The organism is Terriglobales bacterium (assembly GCA_035543055.1).
Classification (GTDB): domain Bacteria; phylum Acidobacteriota; class Terriglobia; order Terriglobales; family Acidobacteriaceae; genus JAIQFD01.
Map to the genome: position 1 here is coordinate 1 of DATKKJ010000060.1, position 15,527 is coordinate 15,527.

The following is a 15,527-nucleotide window of genomic DNA, read 5'->3' on the forward strand; positions in this document are numbered from 1 at the left end:
GGGGCCAACATGCGGCGCGGGCGGCCCTCGGCCAACACCACCTGGGGCAACGAGAAGTGCGTGCTGGCCGGCGACTGGCTCTACATGCAGGCCTTTAAAGTGGCGCTTGAAGAAAAGAACCTCAAAGTGCTGGATCTTCTCATCGGCCTGACCCAGCAGATGGTGGAAGGCGAGCTGCTGCAGATTCAGAAACTGGGCAAGGCCGTGAGCGAGGCCGAGTACTACGATCTGATCTTCCGCAAGACCGCGTGCCTGTTCTCTGTGTCGATGCGCCTGGGCGCAGTGCTGGCCGGGGCCACCGAGCAGCAGGAAGCGTCCGCGGGCGTGTATGGCCGCGCTGTCGGCCTGGCATTTCAGATTGTCGATGACGTGCTGGACCTGACAGCGACGGAGGAGGTTCTGGGCAAGCCCGTGGCCAGCGATCTGCGCGAGGGCAAGGCGACGCTGGCGGTGATCCACGCGCTGGAGCGCTGCACTCCAGTGGAGCGCAAGCAGATCGAGACCGTGCTGCGGGAGCGCGCCTTCAACGGCGTGGGGCACCAGGACATCCTCAAGATCCTCAACCGCTACGGTTCGCTGGATTTCGCCCTGGCGCGGGCGTCGGAGTATGCGGCGGAGGCGCGGGAGCTGATCCGCGAGTTCCCCGACTCGGAAATCAAGCGGGCGCTGCTGTGGGTGCCGGATTTCGTGGTTTCTAGAGAAAAGTAGATCTCACCACAGAAACACAGAGCGCACAGAGAAGAACAAACATAAGTGTGCGCGGGTGCGGGCACGGCTGACACGGCCGAGCCACGTCATTTTCGATCCACGATCAGGGTGCCGCCGCGGGCGAAGTCCTCCTTGGGGACCTCGACGATGGCGACGGTGATGGCGTCGCGGGTGGCATTGCATTCTTCGACCAGGGCATCGGTGATGCGGGTGACGAGCTTGCGTTTCTGGTCGGTGGAGCGGCCCTGCAAGAGAGTGACTTGGACGTGTGGCATGGAGATCCTTCGCTCTGTTCAGGATGATCGCGGCGGACTCCCGCTCGGCATTACGCCTCGCTCACGCCCGCCAAGCGCGATCACTTCGCTAATTCATATCCGGCGAAGAAGTAGCTGAGCTCGAAGCGGGCGGTGTCGTCGGCATCGGAACCGTGCACCGCGTTGCGCTCGATGCTGCTGCCCCACTTCTTGCGGATGGTGCCCTCGCCGGCGTTGGCCGGGTTGGTGGGTCCCATCAGGTCGCGCCAGGCGGCGATGGCGTCTTCCTTCTCCAGCGCCAGTACCAGCACTGCGCCCGTGGACATGAAATTCGTAAGCGATTCGAAGAACGGCTTGCCGGCGTGGACCGCGTAAAAGCCCTCGGCCTGGGCCTTGGTCAGGTGCAGCATTTTCGCCCCGATGAGGCGGAAACCGTGCTTCTCGATGGTGGACAGGATGTCGCCCGTGGCCCCGCTGCGGGCCATGGCGTCCGGCTTGATGATGGCGAGCGTTCGTTGCAGAGTCTTCATTCTTTCCTGGTAGCTCGTAGCTGGTAGTTGGTAGTTAGGCCGGAAGCGATACGGCCGAGCCGCATCGCTTCCGAAAAACTCAGCGCGTAGCGTGGGCGCCCATGGAGGCGGCGACGGTGTCGCCGATCTCGGCGGGCGTCTTGCAGACCTTGATGCCGGCGGCGGTGAGCGCTTTCATCTTCTCGGCGGCGGTACCGTGTCCGCCGGAGATGATGGCCCCGGCGTGTCCCATGCGGCGTCCCGGAGGCGCAGTCTGGCCGGCGATGAACGACACCACCGGCTTGGTGACGTGCTTCTGGATGTACTCGGCGGCCTGCTCTTCGGCGTTGCCGCCGATCTCGCCGATCATCACGATGGCCTCGGTCTGCGGATCCTTCTGGAAAAGCTCCAGGGCGTCGATGAAATTGGTCCCGATGATGGGATCGCCGCCGATGCCGATGGCGGTGGACTGCCCGATGCCGCGCAGCGTGAGCTGGTGCACCGCTTCGTAGGTCAGCGTGCCCGAGCGGGAGACGATGCCCACGTTGCCCTCGCGGTGGATGTGTCCGGGCATGATGCCGATCTTGCACTTGCCGGGCGAGATGATGCCCGGGCAATTCGGCCCGATGAGGCGCGAACGGCGCGCCTGCAGGAACTCCCACACCCGCACCATGTCGAGCGTTGGGATGCCCTCGGTGATGCAGACGATGAGCTCCATCTCGGCATCGGCCGCCTCCATGATGGCGTCGGCGGCGAACGGCGGCGGGACGAAGATGACGCTGGCGTTGGCGCCGGTCCTGTCGGCAGCTTCGAGCACGGTGTTGAAAATCGGCCAGCCCTCGTGGGTGGTGCCGCCCTTGCCGGGGGTGACTCCGCCGACAATCCTGGTGCCGTACTCGGCACAGGTCTTGGCGTGGAAGGTGCCTTCTTTGCCGGTCAGGCCCTGGACGATGACTTTGGTGGATTTATCGATGAGTACGCTCATGTTTTCCTATTCCGTTTCTTTACAACGTAAACCAATCGGCTGACTCTCTGCCGCGCCATATCCGGCGGCGAAAGCTGACAATCAAGGCAGATTGCCGGCTCACCAGATCTTTCCCAGTTTCTGTGCTGCTTCGAGGTCATGAACACTTTTCCGCCACAACGGGCGCAACGAGTAAATATCTCAGTTACATGCTTCTTCATTGCAAATTCGACTACCTCGCGGCGGCGACGACTTTTTCGGCCGCGTCCTTCATGGTGCTGGCAACGATGAAATTCAGCCCCGAGTTCTTCAGGATCTCGCGGCCGGCCTCGACGTTGGTGCCTTCCAGCCGCAGCACGATGGGCAACTGGATGTTGGTCTTGCGGGCCGCCTCGACCACGCCCTGGGCCAGGGTGTCCACGCGCAGGATGCCACCGAAGATGTTGATGAGCACGGCGCGCACGTTCTTGTCGCTGAGCAGGATCTCGAAGGCGTGGGTGACCTGCTCGGCGTTGGCGCCGCCGCCGACGTCGAGGAAGTTCGCCGGATTGCCGCCGGCGTACTTGATGATGTCCATGGTGGACATGGCCAGGCCAGCGCCGTTTACCATGCACCCGACGTTGCCGTCGAGCTTGATGTAGTTGAGCCCGTACTTCGAGGCTTCGACCTCGAGCGGGTCTTCCTCGCTGATGTCGCGCAGCTCCCTCAGGTCCTTGTGGCGGAAGAGCGCGTTGTCGTCGAAGTTGATCTTGGCGTCGAGGGCGTAGAGCTTGCCGTCCTTGGTGGTGATGAACGGATTGATCTCGGTGAGCGAGGCGTCGGTGGCTTCGCAGGCCTTGTAAAGCGCGGTCATGAACTTGACCGCTTCGTTGATCTGCTCGGGCTTGAGGCCGAGTCCGAACGCCAGCTTGCGCGCCTGGTAGCCGAGCAGGCCGGCGCCGGGGTCGATCCATTCTTTGAGGATGGCGTCGGGGTTCTGGGCGGCGACCTGTTCGATCTCCATGCCACCGGCGGCCGAGGCCATAAACACCGGCTTGGCTTCGGCGCGGTCGATGACGATGCCGAGGTAGAGCTCGCGCTCGATGGGGAGCGTTTCTTCCACCAGCAGGCGCTGCACGATCTTGCCCTCGGGGCCGGTCTGGTGGGTGACCAGCTTCATGCCCAGCATGTGGGCGGCGATCTCGCCGGCTTCGGGGGCGGTCTTGGCGAGCTTCACCCCGCCGCCTTTGCCGCGGCCTCCGGCATGGATCTGCGCCTTGACCACGACACCCGAGGCGCCGGCGGCCAGCAGGTTCTTGGCGGCGTTCTCGGCTTCTTCGCGGGTCACGGCCACTTCGCCCCGCGGCACCGCGACACCGAACTTCTGGATGATGGCTTTTGCCTGATACTCGTGGATTTTCATGATCGTATGTAGGACTACGTTTCAGATTGCTTGCTGCTACCGGGGGAAACCGATGGGCAGGAAACGAACGATTCTATAACCGCCGTGAGCTTTTGGCTATTGGCTTTTGGCGGGGAAATCGATGGGGTAAGCTTGGAGCGCCATGATCCTGGATGCCCTGCACCGCGTGGCCAACCACCGCGAGTCGCTGTCGCGGGAGCAGGCACGCGCGGTAATGAGCGAGATCCTGCGCGGCGGGGCCTCGGACGCGCAGATCGCGGCCCTGCTGGTGGCGCTGCATATGAAGGGCGAGACGGTGGAGGAGATCGTCGGCTTCGCCGAGGCGATCCGTGCGGCGGCTACGCCGCTCACCATCCCGGAGGACTCGATGGTGGACGTCAGCGGCACGGGGCGCGATGCGCTGGTGGACACCTGCGGCACCGGCGGCGATGCTTCGGGGACGTTCAACATCTCGACCGCGACCGCCCTGGCGGTGGCCGGCGCGGGGGTGCGCGTGGCCAAACACGGCAACCGCAGCGTCACCTCGAAGTGCGGGTCGGCGGACGTGATGGAGGCGCTGGGGGTGAACATTTCCCTGCCCGCGGCGCGGCTGGCACAGTGCCTGAGCGAGGTGGGGATCGCGTTCCTGTTCGCGCCCGCGATGCATTCTGCGACCAAGTACGTGCAGCCGGCGCGGCGCGAGCTGCGGCTGCGCACGGTCTTCAACCTGCTGGGGCCGCTGACCAATCCGGCGCATGCGTCGGCGCAGGTGGTGGGCGTGTATTCCGAGAGCCTGGTGGAGAAGCTGGCGGAGGCGCTGTCGCTGCTGGGAGTGCGGCGGGCACTGGTGGTTCATGGAAACGATGGGCTGGACGAGATCACCATCACCGGGCCGACGCGGGTGGCCGAGGTGCGCGAGGGCCGGGTCCGCGCGTACGAGGTGGCGCCGGAGGATTTCGGCATGCAGCGCGGCACGCTGGAGGACATCTCCGGCGGGGACGCGGGGGTGAATGCGGGCATCATCCGGGATGTTCTGCGGGGGAAGAAATCGGCACGGCGCGACGTGGTGCTGCTGAACGCGGCGGCCGCGCTGGTGGCGGCGGGACGGGCGGACCACCTAGGCGATGCGGTTCCCATCGCGGCAAGGTCACTTGATTCCGGGGCGGCGATGCAGAAGCTGGAAGCGCTGGTGCGGTTCACCAACCAGCACTGATCTTCTCTAACATCCCGAACGAAGTGAGGGAACCCTATACCCTGGGCGATTCTTCAGCGATAGGGCTCCCTCGCTTCGCTCGGGATGTCTTTTTCACGCCTGCACCTTCTGCATGTACTCGGCGACCTCGATGTTCCAGCCAAGCTCCTTCCTCATGGCGTCGCGCAGCTGCGACGAGGCCTGGGGCTCGCCGTGGACCAGGTAAGTGGTCCGGGGCGGGCGAGGGAAAGTGCGCAGCCAGGAGAGGAGCTCCGGGGTGTCGGCGTGGTCGGAGAACTGCTCCAGGGCCGCGATCTGGGCCCGGATGGGGACAATCTGGCCGAAGATCTTGACGTCTGGCGCGCCGCTCTTGATGGTGAAGCCGCGCGTGCCCGGCGCCTGGAATCCGATGAACAGTACCAGATTGCGCGGGTCGGGCAGGCGCTGGATGAGATGGTGCTGGATGCGCCCGCCGGTCACCATGCCGCTGGACGAAACGATCACGCAGGGATAGCGCGAGTCGTTGATCTTCTTTGACTCCTCGGCGGTGGTGGCGAACTTGAAGCCGGGCCACACGAGCGGCGAGCCGTATTTCGCGATCAGGTTCCTGGTGTCCTGGCTGAACTCCTCGGTGTGCCTCAGGAAGATGTCCACCGCTTTGCAGGCCATGGGGCTGTCGGTATAGATCGGCAGGCGGGGGATCTCGCCGGATTCAATCAGCTCTTTCACCAGAAAGAGAAACTTCTGAGTACGCTCGACGGCGAAAGCTGGGACGACGACCGAGCCGCCGCGCTGCGCGGTCTCGCGGATCAGGCGAGCGAGTTCCGGGCGCGGGTCTGTTGTAGGGTGGAGACGGTTGCCGTAGGTGGACTCCATCACCAGGATGTCGGCCTGCTCGCCTTCGGTGGGGCCGGCGTGCACCACTTTGCCGGGATTGGCGCGCACGTTGCGCACCCGCCCGATGTCGCCGGTGAACAGCATGCGGCGCGAGGCGCCGTCGGCGTTGACCGTCACTTCCACCATCGAGGCCCCCAGGATGTGGGCGCTGCGCACGAAGCGGAAGGACAACTCAGCTCCGAGCTGTTTGGTCTCGCCGAAATCCACGGGTTCGAAGAGGCGCAGGCAGTCCTGCGCCTCCTCTTCGGTGTAGAGCGGCAGCGCGGGCGTGTGCTTCGAGGTCTTCTTGCGGTTGGCGAACTCCGCGTCTTCTTCCTGCAGGTGGCCGGAATCGGGCAGGAGGATGGAGCAGAGGTCGAGGGTCGCCGGGGTACAGAAGATCTGCCCGGTAAAGCCTTCCTTCACCAGCCGTGGCACCCAGCCGGTGTGGTCGAGGTGGGCATGGGTGAGGATGACGTAATCGATCTCGCGGGCGGGCACCGGCGTGTCCTGCCAGTTGCGCTCGCGCCATTCCTTCTGCCCCTGGAAGAGACCGCAATCGATCAGGACCTGCAGGCCGTGCTTGCCAGTGGTGTCGCCGGAGACGTTGATGAGGTGCTTGGAGCCGGTGACGGTGCCGGCGGCGCCGAGGAATTGGATGTAGGCCATTGGCGGAAGATTGTACTCAGTACCAAGTACTCAGTGCCCAGTGCCTATTATTGCTTCGCGGGTATCTGGACATCAAAAGAGTTATTAGTCCGGTCGAGCTCCGGTACGCTGCCGTCGTTGACGATCACGCGCCTGGGGGCTTCGGGGACCTCGATGCGGATGACCGCCTTCTGGCGGCCGCGGACCTCCAGCCGGCGAGTGATCTGCCCGTGCGCGGTCTCGACCGTGACCGGCACCTCGGCGCCGGCTTCGCCGGAGTTCTCCACCGTGATGGTCAGGGTGTAGCCGCCGGCCAGAATGGCGCGCGGGTACACGGCATCGATGCGGAAGTCGGGCAGCCCGCGGTCGCGGTAGACCCAGTCGTCGAAGAACCACTCCAGCTTGCGCTGGGTCTCGGCTTCGAGCAGACGCTGCAGGTAGGAAGGCTCGCCATCGTCCTGCGCCTTGTAGTTGTGCAGGGCGCGCTGGAGGGCGGCGTCGCCGACCAGGTCGCGCAGCATCCACCAGACGCGCATGGCCTTCAGACGATAGAAGATCTCGTCGGAGGTGGTGGCCAGCGGCTCCAGCCGGCGCGGAGGCGTGGTGTCTTTGCGGCCGGGAGCGTCGGGGAGGTTCGGCTGCTGGAGGGCGACGAGCAGCGCCGACTGTGCCTCCATGAACTCGATGGCGGCACGGCGCCCGGCCTGGCGCTCGCGCTCCAGCGCCTGGGCGAACTGGGCGACACCTTCGAAGATCCACGGCCGCGGTGAGGGCAAGGCCGTATGCGTGAGCTGGTGCACCAACTGAAGCTGCAGCGGCTCGGAAAGGACCTGCTTCAGCGGCGTCAGGAACAGGGCGCCGCTCTCCCAGGGATTGGCGTCCGGCCACGCGAGCTCGACGATGTGGATAGGCTGCTTGGGTTCCCCAAACCACTGGGTGACGAACGGGGTAAGCGCAGTGATGACGCGGGCGTGGTCTTCGGCAAGCGGCTGGCGGCCCGCGAGGTAGTCGATCTGCAGCCCTGCTCGCGACAGGCCCTCGTAGTTCCCAAGGGTAAAGGCTGGGGATTTCCAGTCGTCCCGTTGATGCCAAATGCATCCTGACGGCGTAGGGGCAGAATCCGGGTGAAAACATTGCCACACGGAACTCACATTCGGCACAACCTCGCCGGACACGTTCTTCAGCGCGAGATGCATCTGCATCTGCGATTCGATCTCCCTCCGCTTCCACGCCCCGATCTCGTCGAACAACTGATTCTCGAACGTGAGGCTTGCCGCTTCGGTCGAGATCGGATACCAGGTCACGTAGCCCACGCCGCGCACCGCCGAGAACGGCTCGCCGATGCGGTCCCAATCGCTCGCGAGCGCGGTTTTTTCTGGCACCCCAATGCGTGTCAGCCGGGTGGCGTCCTGGGTGATGGTGCCGGCGTAGACGACCTGGAGCTCCACCGTAGCACTGGGCGCCACCGGCACGGGTAGCGTAACTATTGCTTCAGTAAGGGCACCGGTGTGATCGATATCGGAGCTGTACGGCTGCGAGACGTACTGCACAGGCTTCCCGGCGACGGTGACCGACTTCCAGTCAAGGCTCGATGAGATCTGGAGAACGGCGAGTTTCTGCGGCTCGGACGAATCGTTGCGTAACGTGATCTTCCCCGCAACTTCGAATCCTGAAGATGCCGGCGTGAGGGTGACGGTCAGGTTGTAATCGGTAAAGGTGAAGGCGTGGCGGTCGAGGGCGTAGGAAGAAAAAGACAAACCGCAGAGCACGCAGAGAACGCAGAGAAGCCTTTTCATTCCTTACTTCTTTCCTGCCCTGCGCTGGCGGGCAATCTCGTACATGACCACGCCGGCGGCGACCGACACGTTCAGCGACGGCATCTGGCCGAGCATGGGGATGGACACCACGAAGTCGCAGTGCTTGCGCACCTGCTCGTGCAGGCCCTTGCCCTCGGCGCCAAGCACCAGCGCGCAGTCCATCTGGTAATCGAGCTGGTCGTAGCTCTGGGCGCCGCGCTCGTCGAGACCCACGGTCCAGACGTTCTCTTTCTTCAACTCCTCGATGGCGCGGGAGATGTTGGTGACCTTGGCGATGGGCAGGTGCTCGCTGGCCCCGGCGGAAGCCTTGGCGACCGTGCCGGTGACGCCCACGGCGCGCCGTTCGGGCAGGATGATGCCGTCGGCGCCGGCGGCGTCGGCGGTGCGGATGATGGCGCCCAGGTTGTGGGGGTCTTCGACGCCGTCCAGAACGATCAGGAACGCGTGTTGGCCGCGGCGGCGGGCAAGCAGATCTTCAAGGTCGCCGTACTGCTTAGCGGCGGTGACCGCGACCACGCCCTGGTGCGTGGCACGGTTGGCCAGGCGGTCGAGCTCCTGGCGCTCGACGAATCGCACTGGAACGCGGGAGGAGCGGCAATCCTCCACGATCTTCTGCAATTTGGCGTCACGGCGGTCGCGGGAGACGGCCACGTACTCGAAGGCGCGGCCGCGCGACTTCAGCGCCTCGGCGACGGCGTGAATGCCGTAGATGACGTCCATGGAGACAGTGTAGCAAGCCCAGCTTGCGTAGGCCGGGCGTCCTCGCCCGGCGCTTTGTTAGACTAAGCGGTTCGGAGGTGCCGATTTGCAGGGCGTGTACATCCTTTCGGCGGTGCGTACGGCGATCGGGAAGTTCGGCGGCTCGCTGCTGTCGCAGACTGCGGCGGACATGGGCGTGGTCGCCGCCAAGGCAGCGATGGAGCGCGCCGGGGTCGAGCCCGGCCAGGTCGAAGAGACCATCTTCGGCAACGCGCGGCAGGCGGGCGGCGGGCCCAACGTGGCCCGGCAGATCTCCGTCCGTAGCGGCGTGCCGCAGGAGGTCCCGGCCTACACCGTGAACCAGGCGTGCGCCTCGGGCATGAAGACCATCGTCCTCGGCTACCAGGAGATCCTGCACGGCAACATGGAGTGCGTGCTGGCCGGGGGCACCGAATCCATGTCGCGGCTTCCCTACTACCTGGAGGGCGCGCGCTGGGGGTACCGGCTGGGCAACAGCGAGCTGGTGGACGGCATGTATCGCGACGGCTTCTTCTGCCCCATGGCCAAGATGGTGATGGGCGAGACCGCCGAGATCCTGGCCCAGCAGTACAAGATCGGCCGCGAGGAACAGGACCAGTACGCGCTGTGCTCGCAGCAGCGGGCCGAGCGCGCCATCAACTCCGGGCGCTTCGACGATGAGATCGTGCCGGTGGTGATGGAGAGCAAGAAGGGGGCAACCACCTTCGCCAAGGACGAGCACCCGTTCCTGGGCGCGTCGCTGGAGAAGATGGCGAAGCTGCCGCCCGCCTTCGACAAGAAGACCGGAACCATCACCGCGGGCAACGCCTCGGGCATCACCGACGGGGCGGCGGCGGTAGTGGTGGCGGGAGAGGCGTTCGTGAAGCAGCACAACCTGAAGCCGCTGGCCCGGATCCTGGGCGCGACCTCGGTCGGCGTGGACCCGAAGACCATGGGCATCGGGCCGGTGCCCGCGGTCAGGAAACTGGAGAAGCAAACGGGGTTGAAGTTGGAGCAGTTCGACGTGGTCGAATTGAACGAGGCCTTCGCCGCTCAGGTGCTGGCCTGCGACCGCGAACTGCATTTCGACCATACCAAGCTGAACGTAAATGGCGGGGCGGTCGCGCTGGGGCATCCCATCGGCTGCACGGGCACCCGTATCACCGTGACGTTGCTGCACGAGATGATGAAGCGCAAAGCGCAGCGTGGCCTGGCGACGCTGTGCGTGAGCGGCGGGATGGGCATGGCGCTGGCGCTGGAGCGGGTCGAGTAAATATACTTCTAGGGTTCGTGAGGAGTGTGGATGTCGCTTTCCGCAGTGATCGTGGATGATGAGCAGCTGGCGCGGGACGAGCTCGCCTACCTGCTGAAGTCGGTGGACGGCGTGGATATTGTCGCCCAGGGCAAGAACGGGGTGGAGGCGGTGAACCTGATCAAGGAGCACGCGCCCGACCTGGTCTTCCTGGACGTGCAGATGCCGGGGCTGGACGGCTTCGGCGTCATCAAGAAGCTGCTGGACAAGAAGGTCTCGATGCCGCAGATCATCTTCGCCACCGCCTTCGACCAATATGCGGTGAAGGCCTTCGAGGTCAATGCCGTCGATTACCTGCTCAAGCCATTCGACAAGAAGCGGGTGGCGCAGTCGGTGCAGAAGGCCAGGCAGCGCATCCAGAGCCCGGCCACGCCTACCGACAAGCTGGAAACCCTAGTTAGGATGCTGGAGCAGCAGAGGCCCAGCGCCTCCAAGGTGTTGCTCAAGGCCGCGGGGCGGCTGTTCCTGGTGGACCAGAAGGACATCTGCTACGCCTCGATCGAGGACGGCGTGATCACCGTCTTCACCGCGCAGATGGAAGGGCAGTCGAACTGCCGGACGCTGGAGGAACTGCTGGATTCGCTCGATCCCAACCATTTCTGGCGGGCACACCGGTCGTACCTGGTGAACATCAACCGCATCAAAGAAGTCGTGCCCTGGTTCAAGAGTTCGTACCAGCTGCGCATGGACGACAAGAAGCAATCGGAGATCCCGGTGAGCCGGGCCCAGACCAAGCGCCTGCGGGAGCTGTTCGGGCTGTGAGGGTCGTTGGCCGTTTGGGCGATGACCCAATGGGGGTGACCCCGGTCACTGTCCGTCCCGCCGGCCATGTGATGTAATCGGTGCTCGTTCGGCCCCTGCCACTTCAGTCCGCTGTTGCACGCCACCCCGAGGAGGCCACTTATGGAAACCACCAACGTGAAGAAAATGGTGAATGAGCAGATCGCGGAAACGGCAGAGGAGGCCGCCCGCCTGCGCAACGCCGTGATCCACGCCATCGAGGACGGGATCGAGGACGCCCGCCGCCTGGCGAAACGCGGCCGGAACATCGCCGAAGACGTGATCGACGACGCCGAGGCCAATGTCCGCCACCACCCCCTGACCAGCGTCGGAATCGCGGCCGCGGGCGCCTTCGCCATCGGCACTCTGGTCGGATTCCTGCTCGGCCGCAAGAGATAACTCCGCCCGGTTGGGCGCTCGCATCCATGGCCCGGCGGTCACGCCGGGCCATGTGCTTTCCGTCTATAATCAACCATTCCGATGAAAGCCTACGTTTACGTCTCTCTCAAGAAGACCGTGCTCGATCCGCAGGGCAAGACCATCCACGGCGCGCTCAAGAAGATGGGCTATGGAGACGTCAATGACGTCCGCCAGGGCAAGTTTTTCGAGATCACGCTGGCCAACGGCGACCGGGAGGCGGCCAAGAACGAGGTGGAGCGCATCGCCCGCGAGGTGCTCACCAACCCGGTGATCGAGGAGTTCCGCTACTCGCTGGAAGAGTAGGTCCAGCGTGCCCGGCCGGATCGGCCGACCTGCGGTAACCCTCTTCTTGCACCGAGGTAATGGGTGCAGCCATCCATTAAACTGGCATTTTGAAGCATAATGAGCGGATATCGTGAGTCTCCGGAGCTTTCCCAAGGCGGTGTTTTGTGTGTGGAATCGTTGGCTATGTAGGTAAGAAACGGGTGGTGCCGGTGATCGTGGACGGGCTGCGGCGGCTGGAGTACCGCGGCTACGACTCGGCGGGCATCGCGGTGGCCGGCAACGGCGACGGCCTGCAGGTGCGCCGCGCCGAAGGCAAGCTGCGCAACCTGGAAGAGGCCATCCGTCTGAAGCCGCTCGACGGCACCTACGGCATCGGGCACACCCGCTGGGCGACCCACGGGCGTCCGACCGAGGAGAACGCCCACCCCCACCGCGATTGCAGTGGCCGCATCGTGGTGGTGCACAACGGGATCATCGAGAACTACCTCCAGCTCAAGAAGCAGCTCATCGCCGAAGGCCACAAGTTCACCACCGAGACCGACACCGAGGTGATCGCCCACCTGGTCGAGAAGCACCACTATGCCCCGGACGGGAGCAAGCAGGTCTCCCTGGAAGAGGCGGTGCGCCGGACGGCAAAGCTGCTCACCGGCGTCTTCGCCATGGCCATCATCGCCTCCGACGAGCGCGACAAGATCGTGGCCGCGCGCAATGGGCCCCCCGCGGTCATCGGGCTGGGCAAGGACGAGTACTTCGTGGCCTCCGACGTGCCCGCCATCCTCTACCACACCCGCGACCTGTTCTTCCTGGCCGACGGCGACCTGGCGGTGATCACGCCCGGCGGAGTGCAGCTCACCGACTTCGACGGCAAGCCGGTGCAGCGCCAGGTGCAGCACGTCACCTGGGACCCCATCATGGCGGAGAAGGGCGGCTTCAAGCATTTCATGCTCAAGGAGATCTACGAGCAGCCCCGGGCCGTGCGCGATACCACCCTGGGACGCGTCTCCCTGGACAGCGGCAGGATCTTCCTGGAGGAGATGGAAATCAGTGACGCCGATTTCCAGAACTGCGGGAAAGTCAACATCGCGGCCTGCGGCACCAGCTGGCACGCCGGCCAGGCGGGCAAGTTCATGATCGAGCGCCTGGCGCGCGTCCCGGTGGAGGTGGATTACGCCAGCGAGTGGCGCTATCGCGACCCGCTGGTCGATCCCGACCACCTCACCGTGCTGATCTCGCAATCGGGCGAGACCGCCGACACCATCGCCGCCCAGCGCGAGGCCAAAGCCAAGGGCTCGAAGACCCTGGCCATCTGCAACGTGGTGGGCAGCATGATCCCGCGCGAGGCCGCCGGCACCATCTACACCCACGCCGGGCCGGAGATCGGCGTGGCCTCCACCAAGGCCTTCACCGCCCAGCTCACCGCCCTCTTCCTGCTGGCGCTGCATATGGCGGAGAAGCGGAACACCGTCACCGCCGACTGCGCCAAGAAGCTGATCACCGAACTGACACGCATCCCGGGCAAGCTGGAAATGCTCCTCACCCGCGATGAGGAGACGGAGGACCTGGCCAAGGAGTACTCGCGGGCGCAGGATTTCCTCTTCCTGGGCCGCGGCATCCACTATCCCATCGCCCTGGAAGGCGCGCTCAAGCTGAAGGAGATCTCCTACATCCACGCCGAAGGCTATCCCGCGGGCGAGATGAAGCACGGTCCCAACGCGCTCATCGACGAGAACTTGCCGGTGGTGGTCATCGCCACGCGCGATGGCGAAACCCCGGAATCGGTGACCCGCTACGAGAAGACGCTCTCCAACATCAAGGAAGTGAAGGCGCGGTCCGGCAAGGTGATCGCTCTGGCCACCGACGGCGACGAAGAGATCCGCGAGTCGGTGGACAACGTGGTCTACATCCCTCCGGCGCCCGAGTTGCTGTCGCCCATCCTGGAGGTCGTGCCCTTGCAGCTGCTGGCGTACCATATCGCCGTCCGCCGCGGCTGCGACGTGGACCAGCCACGCAATCTGGCGAAGTCAGTGACGGTGGAATAGATCTTTCAAGGCAAAGAATTCAGGCCGGGCTGCCTGCCCGGCCTTTTGCTTTGCTTAGGCGCTGGCGGTCTTGGCCGCCTCTGGGTGGGAATGTTTCTCCGTGGCACGGTGCATGACGCGATTGCCCAGCAGGCAGACGACTCCCGCCATGATCAGGAACGCGCCGGCCAATCCCACGGTCAGGGCAGTCAGCGATACGGGGCTGTTCCACTTGTCGACAGCCTCGTAAAGCACTGCGAAGGCGCCGCAGGCGCAGCACAGGGTGGCAAGCAGATGCCACAGCCTGGCCTCGACGGCATCATATCCCGCTGTCAGCGCTTGCATCACCCGCCCGAATACGGTGCCGGCGATGCCCGCCAGCATCATGAACGACGCCGCAATCCCGGTGCTCAGAGTGGCCGTATCGGTGACCCGCACCACTCCATTCTGTTTCATGAGAACCAATAACATGCCGGCGCCTGCTGCCCAGGCGACGATGCCGATGGTCTGCCATATACGAGCTTCCTGCTCCAATTGCATAAGCTCCTCCGCGACCCGTGGGCGCAGTTTAGCCTGATTCTGCTCCCAGTCCAGCGCCGATTTTCCTGGCGGAGGCGAGCAATCTCCTGCAACCCGGTCCAGCGCCCTGCATCTAACATCTTGACAATAAGTCACTCAAGTCTTATTCTAAGTGCGTTGTTAGAGAACGGTTTTGGTTAAATCATCATAAGAATCAAGCACTTATAAGCAGGAGGCTGAGGTAAGAACATGGCGAAGATCATCGGAATCGACCTGGGCACAACGAACTCCGTGGTAGCGGTCATGGAGGGCGCGGAGCCTAAGGTGATCGCCAACGAAGAGGGTGGCCGGACCACTCCGTCGGTCGTCGGGTTCACCAAGACCGGCGAACGGCTGGTGGGGCAGGTGGCCAAACGCCAGGCCATCACCAATCCCGAGAACACGATTTACTCCATCAAGCGCTTCATGGGGCGACGCTTCGATGAAGTCAACGAAGAGATGAAGATGGTCCCCTACAAGGTGGAGCGCGAGGGCGACCACGTCGCGGTGCTGGCGCAGGGCAAGAAATATACCCCGCCGGAGATCTCCGCGTTCGTCCTGATGAAGCTGAAGAAGGCGGCGGAGGACTACCTGGGCGAGAAGGTGACCGAGGCGGTCATCACCGTCCCGGCGTATTTCAACGACGCCCAGCGCCAGGCCACCAAGGACGCCGGCCGCATCGCCGGGCTCGACGTCAAGCGCATCATCAACGAGCCCACGGCGGCGGCGCTGGCCTACGGGCTCGACAAGAAGAAGGACGAGACCATCGCGGTGTACGACTTCGGCGGCGGCACCTTCGACATCTCCATCCTGGAGGTGGGCGAGGGGGTCATCGAGGTGAAGTCCACCAACGGCGACACCCACCTGGGCGGCGACAACATCGACCAACGCATCGTGGACTGGCTGATCGACGAGTTCAAGAAGGACGAAGGCCTCAACCTGCGCGACAAGGGCAACGAGATGGCGTTGCAACGGCTGCGCGACGCCGCAGAGCGCGCCAAGATCGAGCTCTCCACCACCATGGAGACCGAGATCAACCTGCCCTTCATCACCGCCGACGCCAGCGGCCCCAAGCACCTGGTGAAGAA

At 64.4% G+C, this 15,527-nt stretch carries 16 protein-coding genes; 8 read left to right on the top strand and 8 right to left on the bottom strand.

Going from position 1 to position 15,527, the window contains the following annotated elements; genetic code table 11:
* The coding region (locus tag VMS96_05040; GenBank protein ID HVP42772.1) for a polyprenyl synthetase family protein at positions 1-708 on the top strand (708 nt) is incomplete at its 5' end.
* An 86-nt stretch (positions 709-794) separates the two neighbouring features.
* Here the strand turns inward: VMS96_05040 and VMS96_05045 are convergent.
* From VMS96_05045 to sucC, 4 genes are all read right to left on the bottom strand, one after another.
* Entirely contained in the window at positions 795-983 is a 189-nt protein-coding gene (locus VMS96_05045; protein HVP42773.1) for a 2-hydroxymuconate tautomerase, read from the bottom strand.
* A gap of 80 nt (positions 984-1,063) precedes the next feature.
* The gene (ndk, locus tag VMS96_05050; protein HVP42774.1) at positions 1,064-1,492 is read right to left on the bottom strand and encodes a nucleoside-diphosphate kinase; all 429 of its coding nucleotides are present in this window, start codon (positions 1,490-1,492) and stop codon (positions 1,064-1,066) included.
* Between the two features lie 79 nt (positions 1,493-1,571).
* The gene (gene sucD / locus VMS96_05055; GenBank protein HVP42775.1) at positions 1,572-2,456 is read right to left on the bottom strand and encodes a succinate--CoA ligase subunit alpha; all 885 of its coding nucleotides are present in this window, start codon (positions 2,454-2,456) and stop codon (positions 1,572-1,574) included.
* 211 nt (positions 2,457-2,667) lie between these two features.
* Positions 2,668-3,837, bottom strand: coding sequence for an ADP-forming succinate--CoA ligase subunit beta (sucC, locus tag VMS96_05060; protein ID HVP42776.1), 1,170 nt, complete (start codon positions 3,835-3,837; stop codon positions 2,668-2,670).
* Positions 3,838-3,979: 142 nt separating this feature from the next.
* Here sucC and trpD point away from each other — a divergent pair, with 142 nt between their 5' ends.
* Positions 3,980-5,029, top strand: coding sequence for an anthranilate phosphoribosyltransferase (trpD, locus tag VMS96_05065; GenBank protein ID HVP42777.1), 1,050 nt, complete (start codon positions 3,980-3,982; stop codon positions 5,027-5,029).
* A gap of 93 nt (positions 5,030-5,122) precedes the next feature.
* On the opposite strand, the gene VMS96_05070 is transcribed toward trpD, so the two are convergent.
* From VMS96_05070 to rlmB, 3 genes are read right to left on the bottom strand one after another with little or no spacing between them, the layout of a single operon-like run.
* Positions 5,123-6,553, bottom strand: coding sequence for an MBL fold metallo-hydrolase (locus VMS96_05070; GenBank protein HVP42778.1), 1,431 nt, complete (start codon positions 6,551-6,553; stop codon positions 5,123-5,125).
* 47 nt (positions 6,554-6,600) lie between these two features.
* Positions 6,601-8,328 (bottom strand): hypothetical protein, encoded by a 1,728-nt coding sequence (locus VMS96_05075; protein HVP42779.1) that lies wholly within the window; start codon positions 8,326-8,328, stop codon positions 6,601-6,603.
* Positions 8,329-8,331: 3 nt separating this feature from the next.
* Positions 8,332-9,069, bottom strand: coding sequence for a 23S rRNA (guanosine(2251)-2'-O)-methyltransferase RlmB (gene rlmB / locus VMS96_05080; GenBank protein HVP42780.1), 738 nt, complete (start codon positions 9,067-9,069; stop codon positions 8,332-8,334).
* 94 nt (positions 9,070-9,163) lie between these two features.
* Here rlmB and VMS96_05085 point away from each other — a divergent pair, with 94 nt between their 5' ends.
* The 5 genes from VMS96_05085 to glmS all read left to right on the top strand — a co-directional run bounded on the left by VMS96_05085 (position 9,164) and on the right by glmS (position 13,902).
* The gene (locus tag VMS96_05085; protein HVP42781.1) at positions 9,164-10,339 is read left to right on the top strand and encodes an acetyl-CoA C-acetyltransferase; all 1,176 of its coding nucleotides are present in this window, start codon (positions 9,164-9,166) and stop codon (positions 10,337-10,339) included.
* A gap of 30 nt (positions 10,340-10,369) precedes the next feature.
* Complete coding sequence (locus VMS96_05090) at positions 10,370-11,140, top strand: LytTR family DNA-binding domain-containing protein (protein HVP42782.1); 771 nt, start codon at positions 10,370-10,372, stop codon at positions 11,138-11,140.
* A gap of 141 nt (positions 11,141-11,281) precedes the next feature.
* Positions 11,282-11,557 carry a hypothetical protein gene (locus VMS96_05095; protein ID HVP42783.1) on the top strand — a complete coding sequence of 92 codons (276 nt, stop codon included), beginning with the start codon at positions 11,282-11,284 and terminating at the stop codon, positions 11,555-11,557.
* A gap of 81 nt (positions 11,558-11,638) precedes the next feature.
* Complete coding sequence (gene purS, locus VMS96_05100) at positions 11,639-11,881, top strand: phosphoribosylformylglycinamidine synthase subunit PurS (GenBank protein ID HVP42784.1); 243 nt, start codon at positions 11,639-11,641, stop codon at positions 11,879-11,881.
* A 146-nt stretch (positions 11,882-12,027) separates the two neighbouring features.
* Complete coding sequence (gene glmS, locus VMS96_05105) at positions 12,028-13,902, top strand: glutamine--fructose-6-phosphate transaminase (isomerizing) (protein HVP42785.1); 1,875 nt, start codon at positions 12,028-12,030, stop codon at positions 13,900-13,902.
* A gap of 54 nt (positions 13,903-13,956) precedes the next feature.
* On the opposite strand, the gene VMS96_05110 is transcribed toward glmS, so the two are convergent.
* Complete coding sequence (locus VMS96_05110; protein HVP42786.1) at positions 13,957-14,421, bottom strand: hypothetical protein; 465 nt, start codon at positions 14,419-14,421, stop codon at positions 13,957-13,959.
* A gap of 228 nt (positions 14,422-14,649) precedes the next feature.
* Between VMS96_05110 and VMS96_05115 the strand changes: the two genes are divergently transcribed.
* A partial coding sequence (locus VMS96_05115; protein HVP42787.1) for an Hsp70 family protein occupies positions 14,650-15,527 on the top strand: 878 nt, incomplete at its 3' end.